This window comes from Nonomuraea sp. B12E4, assembly GCF_039871825.1.
GTDB lineage: Bacteria > Actinomycetota > Actinomycetes > Streptosporangiales > Streptosporangiaceae > Nonomuraea.
Genome location: NZ_JBDPME010000003.1, coordinates 424,542 through 441,700 on the forward strand (window position 1 = coordinate 424,542; position 17,159 = coordinate 441,700).

15 protein-coding genes are annotated in these 17,159 nt (G+C 70.4%); 9 read left to right on the forward strand and 6 right to left on the reverse strand.

Annotated features, from left to right (window positions below; translation table 11 throughout):
- The first annotated feature begins 298 nt into the window (after positions 1 to 298).
- A complete protein-coding gene (locus ABGB18_RS10720; RefSeq protein WP_347695260.1) occupies positions 299 to 730 on the forward strand; it encodes a hypothetical protein in 432 nt (143 codons plus the stop codon).
- Between the two features lie 112 nt (positions 731 to 842).
- On the opposite strand, the gene ABGB18_RS10725 is transcribed toward ABGB18_RS10720, so the two are convergent.
- Complete coding sequence (locus tag ABGB18_RS10725; RefSeq protein ID WP_347695261.1) at positions 843 to 1,448, reverse strand: TetR/AcrR family transcriptional regulator; 606 nt, start codon at positions 1,446 to 1,448, stop codon at positions 843 to 845.
- Between the two features lie 55 nt (positions 1,449 to 1,503).
- On the opposite strand from ABGB18_RS10725, the gene ABGB18_RS10730 reads away from it, so the two are divergent.
- From ABGB18_RS10730 to ABGB18_RS10755, 6 genes are all read left to right on the forward strand, one after another.
- The gene (locus ABGB18_RS10730) at positions 1,504 to 3,072 is read left to right on the forward strand and encodes a carboxyl transferase domain-containing protein (RefSeq protein WP_347695262.1); all 1,569 of its coding nucleotides are present in this window, start codon (positions 1,504 to 1,506) and stop codon (positions 3,070 to 3,072) included.
- Between the two features lie 85 nt (positions 3,073 to 3,157).
- Positions 3,158 to 5,191, forward strand: coding sequence for a biotin carboxylase N-terminal domain-containing protein (locus ABGB18_RS10735; RefSeq protein WP_347695263.1), 2,034 nt, complete (start codon positions 3,158 to 3,160; stop codon positions 5,189 to 5,191).
- Positions 5,191 to 6,096: a hydroxymethylglutaryl-CoA lyase gene (locus tag ABGB18_RS10740; protein WP_347695264.1), complete on the forward strand. Its 906-nt coding sequence runs from the start codon at positions 5,191 to 5,193 to the stop codon at positions 6,094 to 6,096. The genes ABGB18_RS10735 and ABGB18_RS10740 overlap by 1 nt, the downstream gene beginning before the upstream one ends.
- 1 nt (position 6,097) lies before the next feature.
- Positions 6,098 to 7,234: an acyl-CoA dehydrogenase family protein gene (locus ABGB18_RS10745; RefSeq protein WP_347695265.1), complete on the forward strand. Its 1,137-nt coding sequence runs from the start codon at positions 6,098 to 6,100 to the stop codon at positions 7,232 to 7,234.
- Positions 7,235 to 7,372: 138 nt separating this feature from the next.
- Positions 7,373 to 7,807: a GNAT family N-acetyltransferase gene (locus tag ABGB18_RS10750; RefSeq protein WP_347695266.1), complete on the forward strand. Its 435-nt coding sequence runs from the start codon at positions 7,373 to 7,375 to the stop codon at positions 7,805 to 7,807.
- A 132-nt stretch (positions 7,808 to 7,939) separates the two neighbouring features.
- On the forward strand, positions 7,940 to 11,053 hold the full coding sequence (locus ABGB18_RS10755; RefSeq protein WP_347695267.1) for an AAA family ATPase: 3,114 nt from the start codon (positions 7,940 to 7,942) through the stop codon (positions 11,051 to 11,053).
- Positions 11,054 to 11,070: 17 nt separating this feature from the next.
- Here ABGB18_RS10755 and ABGB18_RS10760 read toward each other — a convergent pair whose 3' ends face one another.
- The 3 genes from ABGB18_RS10760 to ABGB18_RS10770 form a co-directional block, all read right to left on the reverse strand.
- A complete protein-coding gene (locus ABGB18_RS10760; RefSeq protein WP_347695268.1) occupies positions 11,071 to 12,177 on the reverse strand; it encodes an IS5 family transposase in 1,107 nt (368 codons plus the stop codon).
- 153 nt (positions 12,178 to 12,330) lie between these two features.
- The gene (locus ABGB18_RS10765) at positions 12,331 to 12,690 is read right to left on the reverse strand and encodes a hypothetical protein (RefSeq protein WP_347695269.1); all 360 of its coding nucleotides are present in this window, start codon (positions 12,688 to 12,690) and stop codon (positions 12,331 to 12,333) included.
- Positions 12,690 to 13,124, reverse strand: a complete 435-nt coding sequence (locus ABGB18_RS10770; protein ID WP_347695270.1) for a hypothetical protein — start codon at positions 13,122 to 13,124, stop codon at positions 12,690 to 12,692. Before ABGB18_RS10770 ends, ABGB18_RS10765 begins: the two co-directional genes overlap by 1 nt.
- Positions 13,125 to 13,209: 85 nt before the next feature.
- On the opposite strand from ABGB18_RS10770, the gene ABGB18_RS10775 reads away from it, so the two are divergent.
- Positions 13,210 to 13,992 (forward strand): helix-turn-helix domain-containing protein, encoded by a 783-nt coding sequence (locus tag ABGB18_RS10775; RefSeq protein ID WP_347695271.1) that lies wholly within the window; start codon positions 13,210 to 13,212, stop codon positions 13,990 to 13,992.
- Between the two features lie 448 nt (positions 13,993 to 14,440).
- Here ABGB18_RS10775 and ABGB18_RS10780 read toward each other — a convergent pair whose 3' ends face one another.
- Together ABGB18_RS10780 and ABGB18_RS10785 are read right to left on the reverse strand one after the other, a co-directional pair.
- Positions 14,441 to 15,046 carry a TetR/AcrR family transcriptional regulator gene (locus ABGB18_RS10780; RefSeq protein ID WP_347695272.1) on the reverse strand — a complete coding sequence of 202 codons (606 nt, stop codon included), beginning with the start codon at positions 15,044 to 15,046 and terminating at the stop codon, positions 14,441 to 14,443.
- Between the two features lie 86 nt (positions 15,047 to 15,132).
- Positions 15,133 to 16,542 carry an MFS transporter gene (locus ABGB18_RS10785; protein ID WP_347695273.1) on the reverse strand — a complete coding sequence of 470 codons (1,410 nt, stop codon included), beginning with the start codon at positions 16,540 to 16,542 and terminating at the stop codon, positions 15,133 to 15,135.
- Positions 16,543 to 16,670: 128 nt separating this feature from the next.
- Here ABGB18_RS10785 and ABGB18_RS10790 point away from each other — a divergent pair, with 128 nt between their 5' ends.
- On the forward strand, positions 16,671 to 17,048 hold the full coding sequence (locus ABGB18_RS10790; protein ID WP_347695274.1) for a hypothetical protein: 378 nt from the start codon (positions 16,671 to 16,673) through the stop codon (positions 17,046 to 17,048).
- Positions 17,049 to 17,159: the final 111 nt, after the last annotated feature.

Genomic DNA, 17,159 nt, shown 5'->3' on the forward strand with positions numbered 1-17,159 from the left:
GTCCTCCGGCGTCGCCGTCTGCTGTACCCCGGTGACATGTTGTGGACCGGTCCTCTTGACTCGCATAGATAACTGTTTGTCAGAAACCGCACCGCCCGACGGAACTCCGCGATCCCCACCGCAAGCAGCGCCGCCCCGAGGGCCGCCACGAAGGCCGCCACGATGCCCAGCTCCAGCGGCACCGGCACCTACGCCTGAGCAGGCGGCGGCGCTGGAAGCGACCCTGCACGCCGTCAACACGGCCGCGAATCTGGTCTCCGCGGTTGCCTTCGACCAGTGGTGCTTCCGCAACTACGACTTGCGTGAACACACCTACGATCGCATCAAGGCCGAGTGCGGACCGGCCGCGCAGGCCGCCCAGCATGTGATCAAAAAGGTCGCCGATGCCTATCGCTTCCCCGCCCGCAGGTTGGCGTGGAATGTGAGTCCTCCGCTTGGTCCCCGGCGCGCCCACGACTCACCCGAGCAGCTCAACACCTTGGCCGCCTGCCGCAAGGGCGAGTCGGATCTGGTTCACCGAGACGGCGGCTGGTACCTGTATGCGACCTGCGAGGTCCCCGACGTGCCGATGACCGAACCGGACGGGTTCCTCGGCGTCGATCTGGGCATCGCCAACATCGCCACCACCGCCGACGGAACCCGGCACAGCGGCAAAGGCCTGAACGCCCTCCGCCACCGGCTCACGCATGGAAACCTCACAAATATCGAGATATTTCGACGATATATCTAGATATTTTGCTCAGCGAGGCATCGCATCAGCCATGCGGCAATTGTAAGCGAATGAACGCAATCTGTAACTGTCCATGGGAGCGTGCGAGGACCGTCGCGCTGGCGACGCTAAGTTAGCGGGCGTTAACCGAGGCGGCGATGGCGGCACGGGCCATCGCGTGCAGGAGTGGTCGCATGTCCTGCGCGGGCAGCTCGTTCGCGCTGTGCGGAGTCGAGTTGAGCAGCCCGAACACCGCGTGCGTCGTGGCCCGCAGCCGCGCGGGCGGGCACGAGGGGTGCAGCTCGGCCAGCACCGTCACCCACTCCTCGACGTAGAGCCGCTGCAGCCGCCTGATCTGGCGCCGCGCGGGCTCGGGCACGTTGCCCAGCTCCCGGTCGTGCACCGAGATGAGCGCCGGTTGCTCGATCGCGAAGGTGATCTGCGCGTTGAGCAGGGCGTCCAGCGTCTCCTGCGGATCGGCGGACGCGGTCACCACCGTGGCGGCCGAGGCCCGCAGCCGGGAGCTGATGTCCAGCAACATCTCCGCCAGCAGCGCCTCCTTGCCGGTGAAGTGCCGGTAGAGCGCCGGCCCCGAGATGCCGACCGCGCTCCCGATCTCCTCGATCGAGACGCCGTGGAAGCCGCGCGCCGCGAACAGCCGGGCCGCCGCCTCCAGGATTTCGGCGCGCCGGTTGCCGCGATTGCGGGTAGATGTGGAGGCGGTGGTCACATCTCGCATGCTAGACGATAACGTTAATGATGACTAACATCCGTGGCGTGGGAGGAGGGGACACATGAGTGACTGGCCGGTGCTGAAGTCCGCCGCCGAGCCCGGGAGTGAGGCGTACAAGGCGAACGCCCAGCTCAACGAGCGGCTCGCCGCCGAGCTGCTCGAACGCCTCGCCGTGACCGCGCTCGGTGGTCCTGAGCGCTCGCGGCGGCGCCACGTCGAGCGCGGCAAGCTGCTGCCGCGCGACCGCGTGGACGGCCTGCTCGACCCCGGCTCCCGCTTCCTGGAGCTGTCACCGCTGGCCGCGAACGGCCTCTACGACGACCAGGCGCCCGCCGCCGGGATCATCACCGGGGTCGGCAGGGTGTCCGGCCGGGAGTGCGTGATCGTCGCCAACGACGCCACGGTGAAGGGCGGCACGTACTACCCGATCACCGTCAAGAAGCACCTGCGCGCGCAGGAGGTGGCGTTGCACAACCGCCTGCCGTGCGTCTACCTCGTCGACTCGGGCGGCGCGTTCCTGCCCAGGCAGGACGAGGTGTTCCCGGACCGCGAGCACTTCGGCCGCATCTTCTACAACCAGGCCACGATGTCCGCGCGCGGCATCCCGCAGATCGCCGCCGTGCTCGGCTCCTGCACGGCCGGCGGGGCCTACGTGCCGGCGATGAGCGACGAGGCCGTCATCGTGCGCGGCCAGGGCACGATCTTCCTGGGCGGCCCGCCGCTGGTGAAGGCGGCCACCGGCGAGGAGGTCACGGCCGAGGAGCTGGGCGGCGGCGACCTGCACGCCCGGGTCAGCGGCGTGACCGACCACCTGGCCGAGGACGACGCCCACGCGCTGGCCATCGTCCGCGACATCGTCTCCACGCTGGCGCCGCGCGCCGACCGGCCGTGGGAGACGGTCCGGCCGGAGCCGCCCGCGCTCGACCCGCGCGACCTGTACGGGATCGTGCCCGCCGACACCCGCCAGCCGTACGACGTGCACGAGGTGATCGCCAGGATCGTGGACGGGTCGCGGTTCCTGGAGTTCAAGGCCGAATACGGCCCGACACTCGTGACCGGGTTCGCCCACGTCCACGGCCATCCGGTGGGGATCGTGGCGAACAACGGCATCCTGTTCAGCGAGTCCGCGATGAAGGGCGCGCACTTCATCGAGCTGTGCGACCAGCGCCGGATCCCGCTCGTCTTCCTGCAGAACATCAGCGGGTTCATGGTCGGCAAGGCCTACGAGGCGGGCGGCATCGCCAAGCACGGCGCCAAGATGGTGACGGCCGTGGCGTGCGCGCGGGTGCCCAAGCTCACGGTGGTGATCGGCGGGTCGTTCGGGGCGGGTAACTACGCGATGGCCGGGCGGGCCTACTCGCCCAGGTTCCTGTGGATGTGGCCGAACGCCCGCATCTCGGTCATGGGCGGCGAGCAGGCCGCCAACGTGCTCACGACCGTCGGCGACGCCGACGCCGACGCGATCAGGGCACAGTACGAGCACCAGGGAAACCCTTACTACTCCACGGCCAGGCTCTGGGACGACGGGGTGATCGACCCGCTCGACACCCGTACGGTCCTGGGGCTGGCCCTGTCCGCGGCGGCCAACGCGCCGCTCGAGCCCGTGGGCTACGGCGTGTTCAGGATTTGACCTCTCCCCGCCGACCGGCGGGCGATGGAAGGGGGTAGGCGCCTGATGTCGACCATTGGGGGCTCCAGCATGAGGGTGGCTCAAGGTGTTTGACCGTGTTCTGATCGCCAACAGGGGCGAGATCGCCGTACGGATCATCCGCACCCTGCGCCGGCTCGGCATCGGGTCGGTGGCCGTGCACACGCCGTCCGACGCGGGCGCCAGGCACGTACTCGAAGCCGACATAGCAGTCCAGGTGCCGAAATATCTGGATATTGAGGCGATTGTGGGGGCGGCTCGGGACGCGGGCGCTCAAGCGGTGCATCCCGGATACGGGTTCCTCGCGGAGAACGGCGCGTTCGCCAGGCGCTGCGCGGAGGCCGGACTGGTCTTCGTCGGCCCGCCGGCCGCGGCCATCGACGCCATGGGCGACAAGATCCGGGCCAAGGCCACGGTGTCGGCCGCCGGGGTGCCCGTGGTGCCCGGCGGGGCCGAGCCCGGCGACGCGCTGGAGACCTGGCGCGACTTCCCCGCCCTGATCAAGCCGTCCGCCGGTGGCGGGGGCAAGGGCATGGTGCTGGTATGGTCGGCCGCCGAGCTGGCCGGCGCGATCGAATCGGCCCGGCGTACGGCACTGGCGGCCTTCGGGGACGGCACCCTGCTGATCGAGCGGTATGTCGAGAATCCCCGCCACATCGAGATCCAGGTCCTGGCCGATGCCCACGGCGGCGTCGTACACCTCGGCGAGCGCGAATGCAGCCTGCAGCGCAGGCACCAGAAGATCATCGAGGAGGCGCCGTCGCCGTTCGTGAGCCCCGAGACGCGCGCCCGCATGGGCGCGGCGGCCGTGGAGGCCGCCCGTGCCGTGGGCTACGTGGGGGCGGGCACGGTCGAGTTCATCGTGGACGGGACCACCGGGGCCTACCACTTCATGGAGATGAACACCCGGCTGCAGGTCGAGCACCCGGTCACCGAGCTGGTGACGGGGCTGGACCTGGTGGAGCTGCAGGTGCGGGTGGCGGCGGGGGAGCCGCTGCCGTTCGGGCAGCGGGACGTGCGGCTCGACGGCCACGCCGTCGAGGCCCGCGTCTACGCCGAGGACCCGGCGCGCGGCTTCCTGCCCAGCGGCGGGCGCGTCCTCGCCCTGCGCGAGCCGGACAGCCCTGCCGTGCACACGGGCGGATCCGGTGCCGGCGGTCATGAGCCGGGCGCCACCGGTTCCGGGGCGGGAGGCGCGGAGAGCGGTCGCGGGCGGGCGCCGGTCGTCCGGGTGGACTCCGGGCTGGTCGAGGGCGGGGTCGTGGGGAGCGAGTTCGACCCCATGCTGTCGAAGGTGGTCGCCTGGGCGCCCGACCGCGAGGCCGCGCTCAGGGCGCTCGACCGCGCGCTGGCGCGGACGGCCGTCCTGGGAGTCGTCACCAACGTCCCGTTCCTGCGCGCCCTGGCCGCGCATCCGGCCGTGGTGGCGGGCGAGCTGGACACGGGACTGGTCGAGCGGGTGCTTCCCGAGCTGCTCCCGGACGCGGGCGTGCCGGACGAGGTGGTCGCGGCGGCCGGGCTCACCTTCCACGCCCTCCCGCAGGGCACGGATCCGTGGGAGGTCACCGACGGGTGGCGGCTCGGGGAGCGGGCATGGACGACGTGGCGGCTGGAGTCGCGGGACGGGGTGCACGCGGTTCAGGTCCGCGGGCTGCCCGAGGAGTCCGCCGAAGTGCTGATCAATGATGAGAAGGTGACCGGAAACCTCAGGATCGGCGGGGCCGACCTGGTGGTCACGCTCGGCGGGCGTACCGAGCACTACCTGTACGCGCAGCGGGGCGACACGCTGTGGCTGGGCCGGGGCGGCGGGTCGTGGGCGTTCACCCGGCACCTCATCGGCGACCCCGGCGACCGGCCCGGCGCCGCGACGGCCGGCGACGGCGTGGTCAGGAGCCCCATGCCCGGCACCGTCCTGATCGTCAAGGCCCAGCCGGGCGAGCGGGTGAGCAAGGGACAGCCGCTGGTCATCGTCGAGGCCATGAAGATGGAGCACACGGTCACCGCCCCGCGCGACGGCGTGGTCGCCGAGCTGCCCGCGCAGGCGGGCCAGCCGGTCGACATGGACGGCGTCCTGGCCGTGGTGTCCAGCGAGGAGGCGTGATGCCGTACCCCATGGAAGGTCTTCCGCACCAGGTCACGATCTACGAGGTCGGGCCGCGCGACGGGCTGCAGAACGAGTCCTCCGTCGTGCCCGTCGAGGTCAAGGCCGAGTTCATCGACCGGCTGGCCGAGGCGGGGCACAAGGTGATCGAGGCGACCAGCTTCGTGCACCCCCGCTGGGTGCCGCAACTCGCCGACGCCGACGAGCTGCTCACCAGGCTGCACCGCAAGCCCGGCGTGCGCTACCCGGTGCTGGTCCCGAACCTGCGCGGCCTCGACCGGGCGCTCGAACTGAACGTGGACGAGATCGCGATCTTCGCCAGCGCCACGGAGACGTTCGCCGCGAAGAACCTCAACCGGAGCCTGCAGAGCCAGTTCGACATGTTCGAGCCGGTCGTGGCCCGGGCGCTGGACAACGAGATCAAGGTGCGGGCGTACGTGTCGATGTGCTTCGGCGACCCCTGGGAGGGGCCGACGCCGATCGCGCAGGTGGTCGCGGTCGGCGAACGGCTGCTCGGGCTCGGCTGCTACGAGCTGTCGCTCGGCGACACCATCGGCGTCGGCACGCCCGGCCACGTCACCGCCCTGATCGGTGCCTTCCGCACGCCCGACCGGCTCGCGGTGCACTTCCACGACACCTACGGCCAGGCGCTCGGCAACACCCTGGCCGCCCTCATGGCCGGCGTGACCACGGTGGACGCCTCCACCGGTGGCATCGGCGGCTGCCCCTATGCCGAGTCCGCCACCGGCAACCTCGCCACGGAAGACCTGGTCTGGATGTTGCGGGGGCTCGGCATCGAGACCGGGCTCGACCTGGGCAAGCTCGTGTCCACCAGCACCTGGCTGGCGGACCTGCTCGGCCGGCCCAGCCCGTCCCGCGTCGTACAGGCGCTGTCGAAAGGCTGACATGCTCAAAGACGAGTACGAAGAGCTGCGCAAGGCGGTCGAGGGGTTCGCCCGCGACGTGGTCGCGCCCGTGATCGGGGACTACTACGAGCGGGAGGAGTTCCCGTACGACATCGTCCGGCAGATGGGCGCGATGGGCCTGTTCGGCCTGCCCTTCCCGGAGGAGTACGGCGGGCAGGGCGGCGACTACTTCTCCCTGTGCGTGGCGCTGGAGGAGCTGGCCCGCGTCGACTCCAGCGTGTCGATCACCTTGGAGGCCGCGGTGTCGCTGGGCGCGATGCCGATCTTCCGGTTCGGCACGGAGGAGCAGCGCCGGCACTGGCTGCCGAGGATGACCTCCGGCGCCGAGCTGGGCGCGTTCGGGCTGACCGAGCCTGGGGGCGGCACCGACGTGCCGGGCGGGATGCGGACCACGGCCGTGCTGGAGGGCACGGAATGGGTGATCAACGGGACGAAGGCGTTCATCACGAACTCCGGCACCGACATCACCGGCGTCGTCGGCGTGGCCGCGCTCACCGGCGAGGGCGAGATCTCCACGATCCTCGTGCCGAGGGGGACACCCGGGTTCACGGTGTCGAAGAAGTACTCCAAGGTCGGCTGGAACGCCTCCGACACCCGTGAGCTGTCCTTCTCCGGCTGCCGCGTCCCCGCCGAGAACCTGCTCGGCGAGCGCGGCCGGGGCTACGCGCAGTTCCTGCAGACCCTCGACGAGGGCCGCGTCGCCATCGCCGCCGTCAGCGTGGGGCTGGCGCAGGGATGCGTGGACGAGTGCCTGAAATACGTCAGGGACAGGAAGGCGTTCGGCCACCCGATCGGCCACTACCAGGCCATCCAGTTCAAGGTCGCCGACATGGAGACGCGGGCGCACACGGCCCGGCTGGCCTACTACCACGCGGCCGGGAAGATGATGGCGGGGCAGCCGTTCAAGAAGGAGGCGGCGATCGCCAAGCTGGTCGCCTCCAACGCCGCCATGGACAACTCGCGGGACGCCACGCAGGTGTTCGGCGGGTACGGGTTCATGAACGAGTTCCCCGTCGGGCGCTTCTACCGCGACGCCAAGATCCTGGAGATCGGGGAGGGAACGAGCGAGGTCCAGCGCATGCTGATCGCCCGCCAGCTCGGGCTGGGGGACCTTTGACCCACGGGCCGGGCGGGCACGGTTGCCCCGCGGGCCGGGCGGGCACGGTGCCGGTGGCGGGTTCGGCGGAGACATTTGGCCGGCCCGCCCGGTGTGGAGTTTGCGCGCGGAACGCGGGACGATCTAGTGTCATGAATCATGACGGCTGACGATCTTGTCATCAGGAGGGCGGAGAAGGCCGACGCGAACGAGGTGTTCGCGCTGGCCCGCGAGTTCGGGTTGACCTTCAGACCGGAGCGCGAGTCCTTCGACGCCGCGCTGCCCGAGCTGCTGGCGAACGAGGACGCCCTGCTGCTGGCCGCCGTCGTGGGCGGGCGGGTCCATGGCTACCTGCTGGGGTTCGTGCATCTGACGCTGTTCGCGAACGGGCCGGTCGCCTGGGTCGAGGAGGCCATGGTCGGATCGGGGTCGCGCCGGCAGGGGATCGGGCGGGCCCTGCTGGAGGAGTTCGAAAAGTGGGCCCGCGCGCGTGAGGCGCGTTACGTGGGCATGGCGACGCGGCGGGCGCCCGAGTTCTACAGCGCGCTGGAGTACGAGGCGTCGGCGACGTTCTTCCGCAAGGTCCTGCGCTAGCCAGGGCGCCGGGGGACCGGCGGCGGTCGGTTTCCGGTTCAACGGCGAGGCCGGGCGGCGGTCAGCTTCTGGCTGAACGGCGGGGCTCGGTGGGCGCGCGTTTCTGTCGTGGCCGGATGGCATCCTTTAGGCGTGAGCATCCACGCCGTCAGCCCCCTGTTCGTCGGGCGCGCCCGAGAGCTCGCCGTGCTCGGTGACGCGCTGGCCAGGGCGCGTGCCGGGGTGTCGTCCACCGTGCTCGTCGGCGGCGAGGCCGGGGTCGGCAAGACCCGGTTGGCCCAGGAGTTCACCGACCGGGCCGACGACGTGACGGTGCTCGTCGGCGGGTGCCTGGAGCTGGGCACGGAGGGCCTGCCGTTCGCGCCGTTCACGGCCGTGCTGCGCGGGCTCGTGCGCCGGCTGGGCCGTGACGGGGTCGCGGCGCTCGTGCCGGGCGGCACCACGCGCGGGCTGGCGCGGCTGCTGCCCGAGTTCGGGGAGCCGGACAAGGACGGGGCGGAGGCCAGGGCACGGCTGTTCGAGCAGGTGCTCGGGCTGCTGGAGCGGCTGGCGGAGGAGCGTCCCGTGCTGCTCCTCGTGGAGGACGCGCACTGGGCCGACCGGTCCACCCGCGACCTGCTGTCGTTCCTCGTCCGCTCCCAGCGCACCGCCGGGCGCCTGCTGATCGTCGTGACCTATCGCACCGACGAGCTGCACCGCACCCACCCGCTGCGGCCGATGCTCGCCGAGCTGGGCCGGGTCGAGTGGGTGAGCAGGGTGGAGCTGCGCAGGCTCACCCGCAGGGAGGCCGTCGTGCAGGCGGCCAGCATCCTGGAGCGGGAGCCGTCCCCCGGCACCATGGACCTGATCTACGCGCGCAGCGAGGGAAACCCGCTGTTCGTCGAGGCGCTGCTGAGCGAGTCGGGCGGCGGCGAGGCGCTGCCGGAGTCGCTGCGCGACCTGCTGCTGGCCGGTGTCGAGCGGCTGCCCGAGGAGACGCAGGAGCTGCTGCGGGTGGCCAGCGCCGGCGGCCAGCGCATCGAGCACGACCTGCTCAGCGCCGTGGCCGGGCTCGACGAGAGCGCGCTCTCCAGGGCGCTGCGGCCCGCGGTGGCGGGCAACGTGCTGATGGTCGACGGCGAGGGCTATGGCTTCAGGCACGCGCTCATCCGCGAGGCGCTGCACGACGACCTGCTGCCCGGCGAGCACACCCGCCTCCACACCCGTTACGCGCAGGCCCTGGAGCGGGACCTGTCCATCCTGCCCGCCCCGCGCGGGGCGATCGAGCTGGCCCATCACTGGCACTCCGCCCACGACTCCACCTGGGCGCTGGTCAGCGCGTGGCACGCCGCCGCCGCGGCGCGCAAGTCCACCGCCTACGACGAGCAGCTCAGGATGCTGTCCCGGGTGCTGGAGCTGTGGGACCAGGTGCCCGACGCGGCCGAGCGCATCGGCGGCGACCGGTTCACGGTGCTCAAGCAGACGGCCACCGTCGCCCACCTCGCCGGTGAATACGAGCGCTCGGTCGCCCTGGCCAGCGCCGCCCTGGCCGACCTCGACTACACCACCGACCCGATCAGGGCGGCCCACATGCTGCGTCAGCGCGGCCTGACCCGCTATGACCTGGGCCGCCCCGGCCATCTCGACGACCTGCGCCGGGCGGCCGAGCTGACCCCCTCCGGCAAGCCGAGCAAGCTCCGCGGCCAGGTCCTGGAGAGCCTGTCACGCATGCTCCACCGGCCGGAGGACTGGCCGGAGCGGCACGCCACGGCCCGGCTCGCGATGGAGATCGCCCACGAGGTGGGCGACCGCAACACCGAGGCCCATGCCCTGGTCACCTTCACCTGGTCGCACGCGTGTTACTCGGAGATCGACGCCCAGCTTGAGGCGTTCGCGGAGGCGCGGCGCATCGCGCACCGCGCGGGGGCCTACAACGCGTTGACGCGCTGTGCCATCTCCGAGTCCGACGCGCTGGAGGGCGCGGGCCGGCACGAGGGCGCCGCGCAGGTGGCCAGGAACGGGGTCCGGGAAGCCGGGCTGTATGGCCTGGCGCGCACGTCGGGCACGTTCCTGTCGATCAACCTGGCCGAGCCGCTGGTGTCGCTCGGGCGCTGGGACGAGGCGCTGGAGGTGCTGGAGCACGCGCTCGACCTCGCGCCGCCGGCACCCATCCGGGCCAGCCTGCAGGGGTTCGCGACGGACATCGCGCTCGCGCGGGGGCAGTTCGATCGGGCGGAGCGGTTGCTGGAGTCGTCGCGGAGCGTGCTGGCTCGGGGAACTTATCGGGATCAAGTGGTTCTGCCGCATTTGTGCAGGGAAGTGCAGTTGCTCCAGGCGCGGGGGGAGATGGAGGCCGCCGTGGTGACGGCGGCCCGGGCCCTGGAGGAGCGCGACCTTCTGTCCACCCCGCGCTACTCCTGGCCGGTGCTGGTGACCTTCGCCCAGCTCCTGGGTGTGGTGATGGCGTCTGCCTCCGGCCCTGGGGCGGGCGGTGCTTCGGGGCCTGCCGCTGGGCCGGGCGGTGCTTCGGGGTCTGCCGCTGGGGCGGGTGGCGTGCCCGAGTCCGGCTCGGGGTCCGGGCCCGGTGCCGGGGTGGGAGGTTTGTCAGGCCCCGCCGCTGGGGCGGGGCTCAAGGGGCTCGTCCAGTTCTGCGCGTCGCTTCTGCCGCAGTTGCGGGAACTGGGGGAGAAGCTGCAGGCCGACGGGGATCTTCAGGAGGCGCAGCGGCTCACGTTCGCCGCCCTGACGGGAGCCCGTGCGCAGGGAGGCCATGTGTCGCCAGGGGGTGCGGTCGAGCCGGGGGCGTGGCAGTTCAAGGCGTGGGATTCGGCGGTGGGGGCCTGGGCGGCGTTGCGGCAGCCTTACGCGGAGGCTCGGGCGCAGGCGGGGGCGGCGCAGGCGGCGCTGGGCCTGGGCGATCGTCAGGAGGCCGCGGCGCGGCTGGCGCGGGCGCGGGAGCTGGCGAGCCGGTTGGGGGCGGCGGCGCTGCTGGCGCAGCTCGACGTCTTCGGGCGGCGCGCCCGGCTCGGCGGGCCGGACGAGGCGGCCGACGGGCATCCGCTGGGGTTGACGGCTCGGGAGCTGGAGGTGTTGCGGGAGGTGACCAACGGGCGGAGCAACCGGGAGATCGCCGAGGCGCTGTTCATCTCGATCAAGACGGTGAGCGTGCACGTCTCCAACATCCTGGCCAAGCTCGGCGTCGCCACCCGAGGCGAGGCCGCCGCCACCGCCCACCGCCTACGCCTCTTCGACGCCGCCGACTCTTAGAGCCTGCTGGCAAAGGCTTAAGTGCTTGTGGGTATGGGTCCGTAGAGGGCTGGTCCGATCTTGTTGATGTAGCCCTGGTGAGACCATTGGGACAGCTGGACGCGGAAGCTGTTAACGTTCTCGATGCCGAGGATGGCAGCCAGCTCTGTTCCTTTCCAGGCCCTCCAGGGTTGGGCGGAGAGGAGTTCCAAGACCTTACCGCGCCGGTCAGTACTGGTCAGAGCGGGAAGCGGTGGCGGGTCTCCCCAGCGGTCATGGGGTGGTTGACCTGCCAGTTCGCGGGCCAGGCGGCGGGTCATCAGGTGCACGTCGGCCCACCAGATCAGGGCTTCGTGGTGCTCAGGCTTACGTTCGTAGATCCGCACGAGCCGGCGGTAGCGAGCCAGCCAGGCGAAAGTTCTCTCCACCACCCACAGAATGCGGGGTAACACGACGAAGCGGGGGATGTCGGCGCTGCGCTTGACGATCGTGACGGCCAGGCCGAGGACCTGCCCGACCCAGATCGCCACACGTCCGGCGTAACCGCTGTCGCCCCACACCAGGCTGGTGGTGGAGAACTTCTCTCGCAGCCGGGCCAGCAGCGAGTGTGCACCGTCACGGTCTTGGACCGATGCCGCAGTGACGACCACACACAGCAGCAGCCCGAGCGTGTCGACCACGACATGCCGCTTCTGCCCCTTGATCCTCTTGCCCGCGTCGTAACCGCAGGCCGCGGCCCCGACGGTCTCGGCGGCCTTGACCGTCTGGGAGTCGACGCATCCCGCCGTCGGCAGCTCGCCCCGCCCTGCCATGACCCGCAGCCGGCCGCGTAGCCGCCCGGCGAGCCGCTCGGGCAGACCACGCCGGGACCAGCGCACGAAGAAGGCGTACACCGCCTCATACGGCGGAAAGTCCATCGGCAGGGCCCGCCACTCGATCCCATACCGGGTTACATAACCGATCGCGTCCAGCACCGTCGGCAGGTCATGCACCATCGGCCTGCCTACGGCCGCCACCAGCTCGGCCATCCATCCCCGCGCCTCGCCCTCCAGCACCGCCCACTCGGCGTCGGTCAGATCCGACGGATAGGCCCGCTTCCGGCCGTGACACCGGCACCCCGGTGAGGCACGACCACTGGCGCGCACGGCAACAAGCCTGTTTACAGACAACCACGGGCTCCTGGTCGCCGAGCTGCGTAGACAACGCCTCAGCTATCAGGAGCCCGCTCCTGTCCACATGCGGATCAGTCGGCAACGGCCTGTGCCAGGCCATGCTGAGTCCCGGGCCGTACTTGCCGGTCAGACTGGGATGAACAGTGCCTCGTATGGTGGGTCGCCGACGCCGGTCGTGACGTGCCCTGTTCCCGCGGTGTCTGCGGCAAGCACCAGGTCGCCAGGGCCGAAGCGGCGTCGGCTGCCGTCGCTGACCGTCACCTCGATTGTCCCGCGCAGCATCACCACCCACTGCTCGCGTGGCGCCGGATGCGAAGTGCTGTCGAACGCGGCGCTGCGCAAGAACTGCGCGCCGCCACTGGACTGCATCATGCCGACTGCCATGGCCGGCACTCCATCGGCGACATGCCGGTGTTCGAGCGCGATCTGGCCGTCCTCGAACACCGATCCGCCGTCCTCGGTTCGGGCAATCTTGGTGTAGCGCATCAACTCACTCCGATGAACTGGTGGTCAGTGCGGAGCCGGCCGTCGCCGTCCAGGGCGAGGATGTCCAGGCCACCGCCGACGGGCTGCCCCGTGCTGGTCGAGACCATCGACCAGCGGATGCCGAGCACGTTGGGCAGTAGGACGTACGCCTCCTCTGCAGCCTCGAAGACGTGCTCGCCCGATGCGACGAACATCTCATAGGCACGGGTCACCCTGGCGTTCAAGGCGTCGTGGCCGCGGACCTCCAGCGGCGGCACCGGGAACGCGAGGGCTGCCGCGGCGTCGCGAATCTCCTGGGGCGGGTCGACCAGCACCTGGATCCCGTCAGCCGCCCACAGCGTACGGATGAGCGCGCTTCGCTTGTCCGGATCGGGCTCGTTCCACTGGGCGACATAACGGTCAGCCCATAGCTTCACATCAAGTGGGTTGTTCATGCGCTGAAGTGTGCAGCCCGGGCTGCAGTGCCGCGATTCCCTCCAGGGAATCGCGGCGCTGGGGGCATCCAGTATGAATGGGGTTATGACGATATTGGCGGAGTCTGCCCCGTTTGCCGGCGAGCTACGGCGCTGGCGGACACGCCGCCGCCTCAGCCAACTCGATCTGGCCATCAGAGCCGACACCACCCAGCGCCACCTGAGCTTTCTCGAGCAGGGGCGCTCGCAGCCCGGCCGCACCATGGTGGTACGGCTGGCCGAAGCCCTGGAACTGTCGCTGCGGGAGCGCAATGAGCTCCTGCTCGCCGCGTGCTACGCGCCGATCTATGCCGAGTCCAGCCTTGACACCCCCGAACTCAGCCCGGTACGTGACGCGGTGGAACGCATTCTCGACGGTCATCTGCCCTACCCGGCGCTCGTCGTCCGCCCGCACGGTGAGCTGATCGCCGCCAACGCGGCGTTCGAGGTTCTCACGGAGGGTGCCGCTACCGCGCTGCTGAAGCCCCCGATCAACGTGCTTCGCCTTGCGCTGCATCCCGACGGGATGTCCCGCCGGGTGGAAAACCTGGCCGAGTGGGGCCGCCACATCACCGGCAGCCTGCGCAACCAGGTACGGCGGAGTCCGGATCCGAGCCTGGAGGAGTTCATCGCCGAGTTGGACGACTACCTTCCCGAGGTGGATCCACCGGCTGAGCACCTCGGCTTCGCCGTACCGCTGCGGTTGCGAGTGCCGGAAGGCGAATTGCGCCTTATCACCACGCTGACGACGTTCGCGACCGCTGTCGACGTCACGCTGTCCGAGCTACGCCTGGAGGCATTCCTTCCCGCCGACGAGACCACGGCCACGATCCTCAGACAGCGAAGATGACCTCATCAACCAGAACTGGCAGGTCAACCACTCCATGGCCGCTGGGGCGACCCGCTACCTCTACCGATCTTTCCAGTCCTGACCGCGCGGCAAGGTCTTGGAACTCCTGGCCGCCCAGTCCTGGAGGCATGGAAAGGGGCTGAGGTCAACAGCTTCCGCGTCCAGCTGTCCCAATGGTCTCACCAGGGTGACATCAACAAGATCGGACCAGCCCTCTGCGGACCCATGCCCACAAGCACTTAAGCCTTTGTCAGCAGGCTCTTAGTGTTTCGTGGTGGTGTTCGTGCCGGTCGGCGCTTCTTTCCGCTGGGGTGTCCCTTCAAGGGTTTGAGTCGAGGACGGCGTTCATCGTGCGCAGGACGTTCCCGCTGGAGAGCCGGTCATCTCCTTCATTCGGACGCCAGGCCGCGCACTCGGATGGCGCCGGCCGGGGAAGGGTCTCTGAGGTTCAGCCCGCCAGAGCGGGAAGGAGGCTGCTGATGACCAGATGGGGCGCGTCGGCCGAGCTGACACGTCCGGTGTCCACTTCGTCGGCGGCCGCGTGCAGCAGGCCGTACACAGTGGTGGTCATCCATGAGGCCGGCAGGTCGCTGCGGAAGATGCCCTGATCACGGCCGCGGCTGAGAAGCTCGGTGAGCCGGGCGAAGACGTGATCGTGTTGGTCGGCGACCCACTCGGAGCCGAGCTCGGCGAGGGCCACCCTGCGGATCCTGCGGTGGCGGTCCAGCAAGCGCCAGGACGTATGGATGATTCCGGCCAGGACCTGGTCGGCCGGCCGGTCGTCGGCCAGCGAGTCATCGAGGATCTGCTTGGTCCCCTCCAGCGCCTGATGGACGAGGGCTTTGAGCAGTTCGGCGCGGGAGGGGAAGTGCGCGTACAGGGTGACCCGGCCGACGCCGGCGGCGCGGGCCACGTCGGTCATGGTCGCGGCCGGGTCGGTGCTCAGCTCATCGAACGCGGAGGCGAGGATGGCGGCGATATTGCGCTCGGCGTCCGCCCTCCGGGGCGTTTTCTCCCTGTCCTGCCGGGTACGGCCGTCGCGTGCGGAAACCATGTCGAAATCCTATGGCCGGGTGGTGACCGGCGCCGCCGGCCCAGAGTCTCGGACGAGGCAGGCCGCCGAGGGCGACGTCATGACGTTCAGTGGACGTGGACGCCGTCGGGCAGGTGTGCCTTGCCCGCCGGGACCATGACGAGGCAGATCAGGGCAGCCATGGTCGCGGCCACCGCTGCGGTGGCGTAGGCGGCGCCGAATCCGGCCGGCGAGCCGTTCTCTATGCCGGTCGCGGCGACGGTCGACACGACCGCCACCCCGATCGACCCGCCGACCTCGTGGAAGGTGTTGACGATCCCTGACGCGAGCCCGGCTTCCTGGTGGGAAATGAAGCCGAGCGCGGTCGTGGTGGCCGCGACGAGGGCCAGCACCACCCCGCCCGATCCGATCGCCAGGCCGATGATGATCCAGGCGGTGTCGTCCAGCAGGGCCGGCAGGGTGGCGCCGGCGGCGGCGAGCAGCAGCCCGGTGAACGCCGCGCCACGTGCGCCGTGGCGGCCGATCAGGTGCCCCGCCACATGTCCGGCCACCCCGCTCACCAGGGCAACCGGCAGGAACAGTACACCCGTGACCAGCGCCGGCAGGCCCTGCACCCGCTGCAGGAACAACGAGCCGAGAAAGATCATCGCCAGCAGCAGCGCGGTGCCGATCAGCATGAGGAACGCGCCGGCGGCCACCGGCGGGCGCGCCAGGATCCGCACGTTCATCAAGGCGGCCGCGGACTTTCGCTCAACGAGGCCGAATGCCGCGTAGCCGACCAGGGCGGCGCCCAGCGCGAGCAGGGTGGCGGCCGATCCCCACCCGGCGTCTCCCGCGTTGACCAGGCCGTAGATGACTGCCGCGGTCGAGGCGGTGACCAGGATCGCCCCCGGCAGGTCCACCCGCCGCGCGTGCGCGGGCGGGGCGGCGGCGACCATGCGTGGCAGCAGCGCCAGGACAGCCAGGCCGACCGGGACGTTGATGAAGAACACCCACCGCCAACCGGGTCCCGCGGTCAGAACGCCGCCCAGCAGCGCGCCCGCCGCGAACCCGGCTCCGCCGAGCGCGGCCCAGACACCGAGTGCCTTGTTCCGCTCGGGGCCGTGAAAGAGCCGGGTGATGGTGGCAAGTGCCGAGGGGGACAGCAGCGCCGCGCCTGTTCCCTGAGCGAGCCGGCCGCCGAGCAGGATCGGGCCGTTCGCGGCCAGCCCGGTGACCAGTGAGGCGATCACGAACACCGACAGGCCGGTCAGCAGGATGCGACGGGAGCCGTACACGTCGCCCAGCCGCCCGCCGAGGAGCATGAGGGCGCCGAAACACAACGTATAGGAGGTGACCGCCCAGGTGAGCCAGGCACGGTCAAGCCGCAGGGCGGAGCCGATGCCGGGCAGCGCGACGTTGATCACTGTGACGTCCAGGATCAGCATGAACTGGGCGGCGCACAGCAAGGCGAGCGCGGACCAGCGGCGCGGGTGGGGAAGGGCTTCGTGTCGCGCCTCAAGGTGGGGATGTGTCACCGGCAATCCTTAAGTTGAACATTCGTGTATGGGTTACTGTAGCTGCCTGTCTGGATAAATTGAACATTGCTGTTCGACTTAAGTGGCCTTCCCGCGCTGGAGGTGCCTACCGAGATCTGGAGGTTTTCGTGCCACTGCTCGTGATCGTCGGCATCGCCGAGCTCGTCGTCGCGGTGCTGTCGGGATGGCTGATGGTCGTCGTGGTCCAGGCGCCGGCCGCGCTGAGCCGTGCCGGAGTGCGGCAGCGGAGCAGGATTCGCCAAGCGCACCTGGACCTGGTGATGATGGGCGTGATCCTAGTCGCGGTCGGCACCGCGGTGCGGCCGCTCACCCTGTGGATCGCGCTGTTGATCGCGTTCGGTGCGGTCGCTCAGCCGCTCGGGTTCTTGCCGCTCGCGCTGCGACCCCACCTGGCAGGAAGCTCAGTGTTTCAGCTGCTCGCCGCGGCGGTGTTCACCGCCACCACTGTGGGCTGGATCGCGCTGGCCACCGAAATGATCACCTGACCGCACACGGCCTGGGACCGGAGATGAGGGCTACGAGGGTCGCGGGGCCTCGGCCCGAACCGCGGCCCGAACCGCGGCGCGGCCGGCGGCCATCGAGTCGTCCATCGCCGC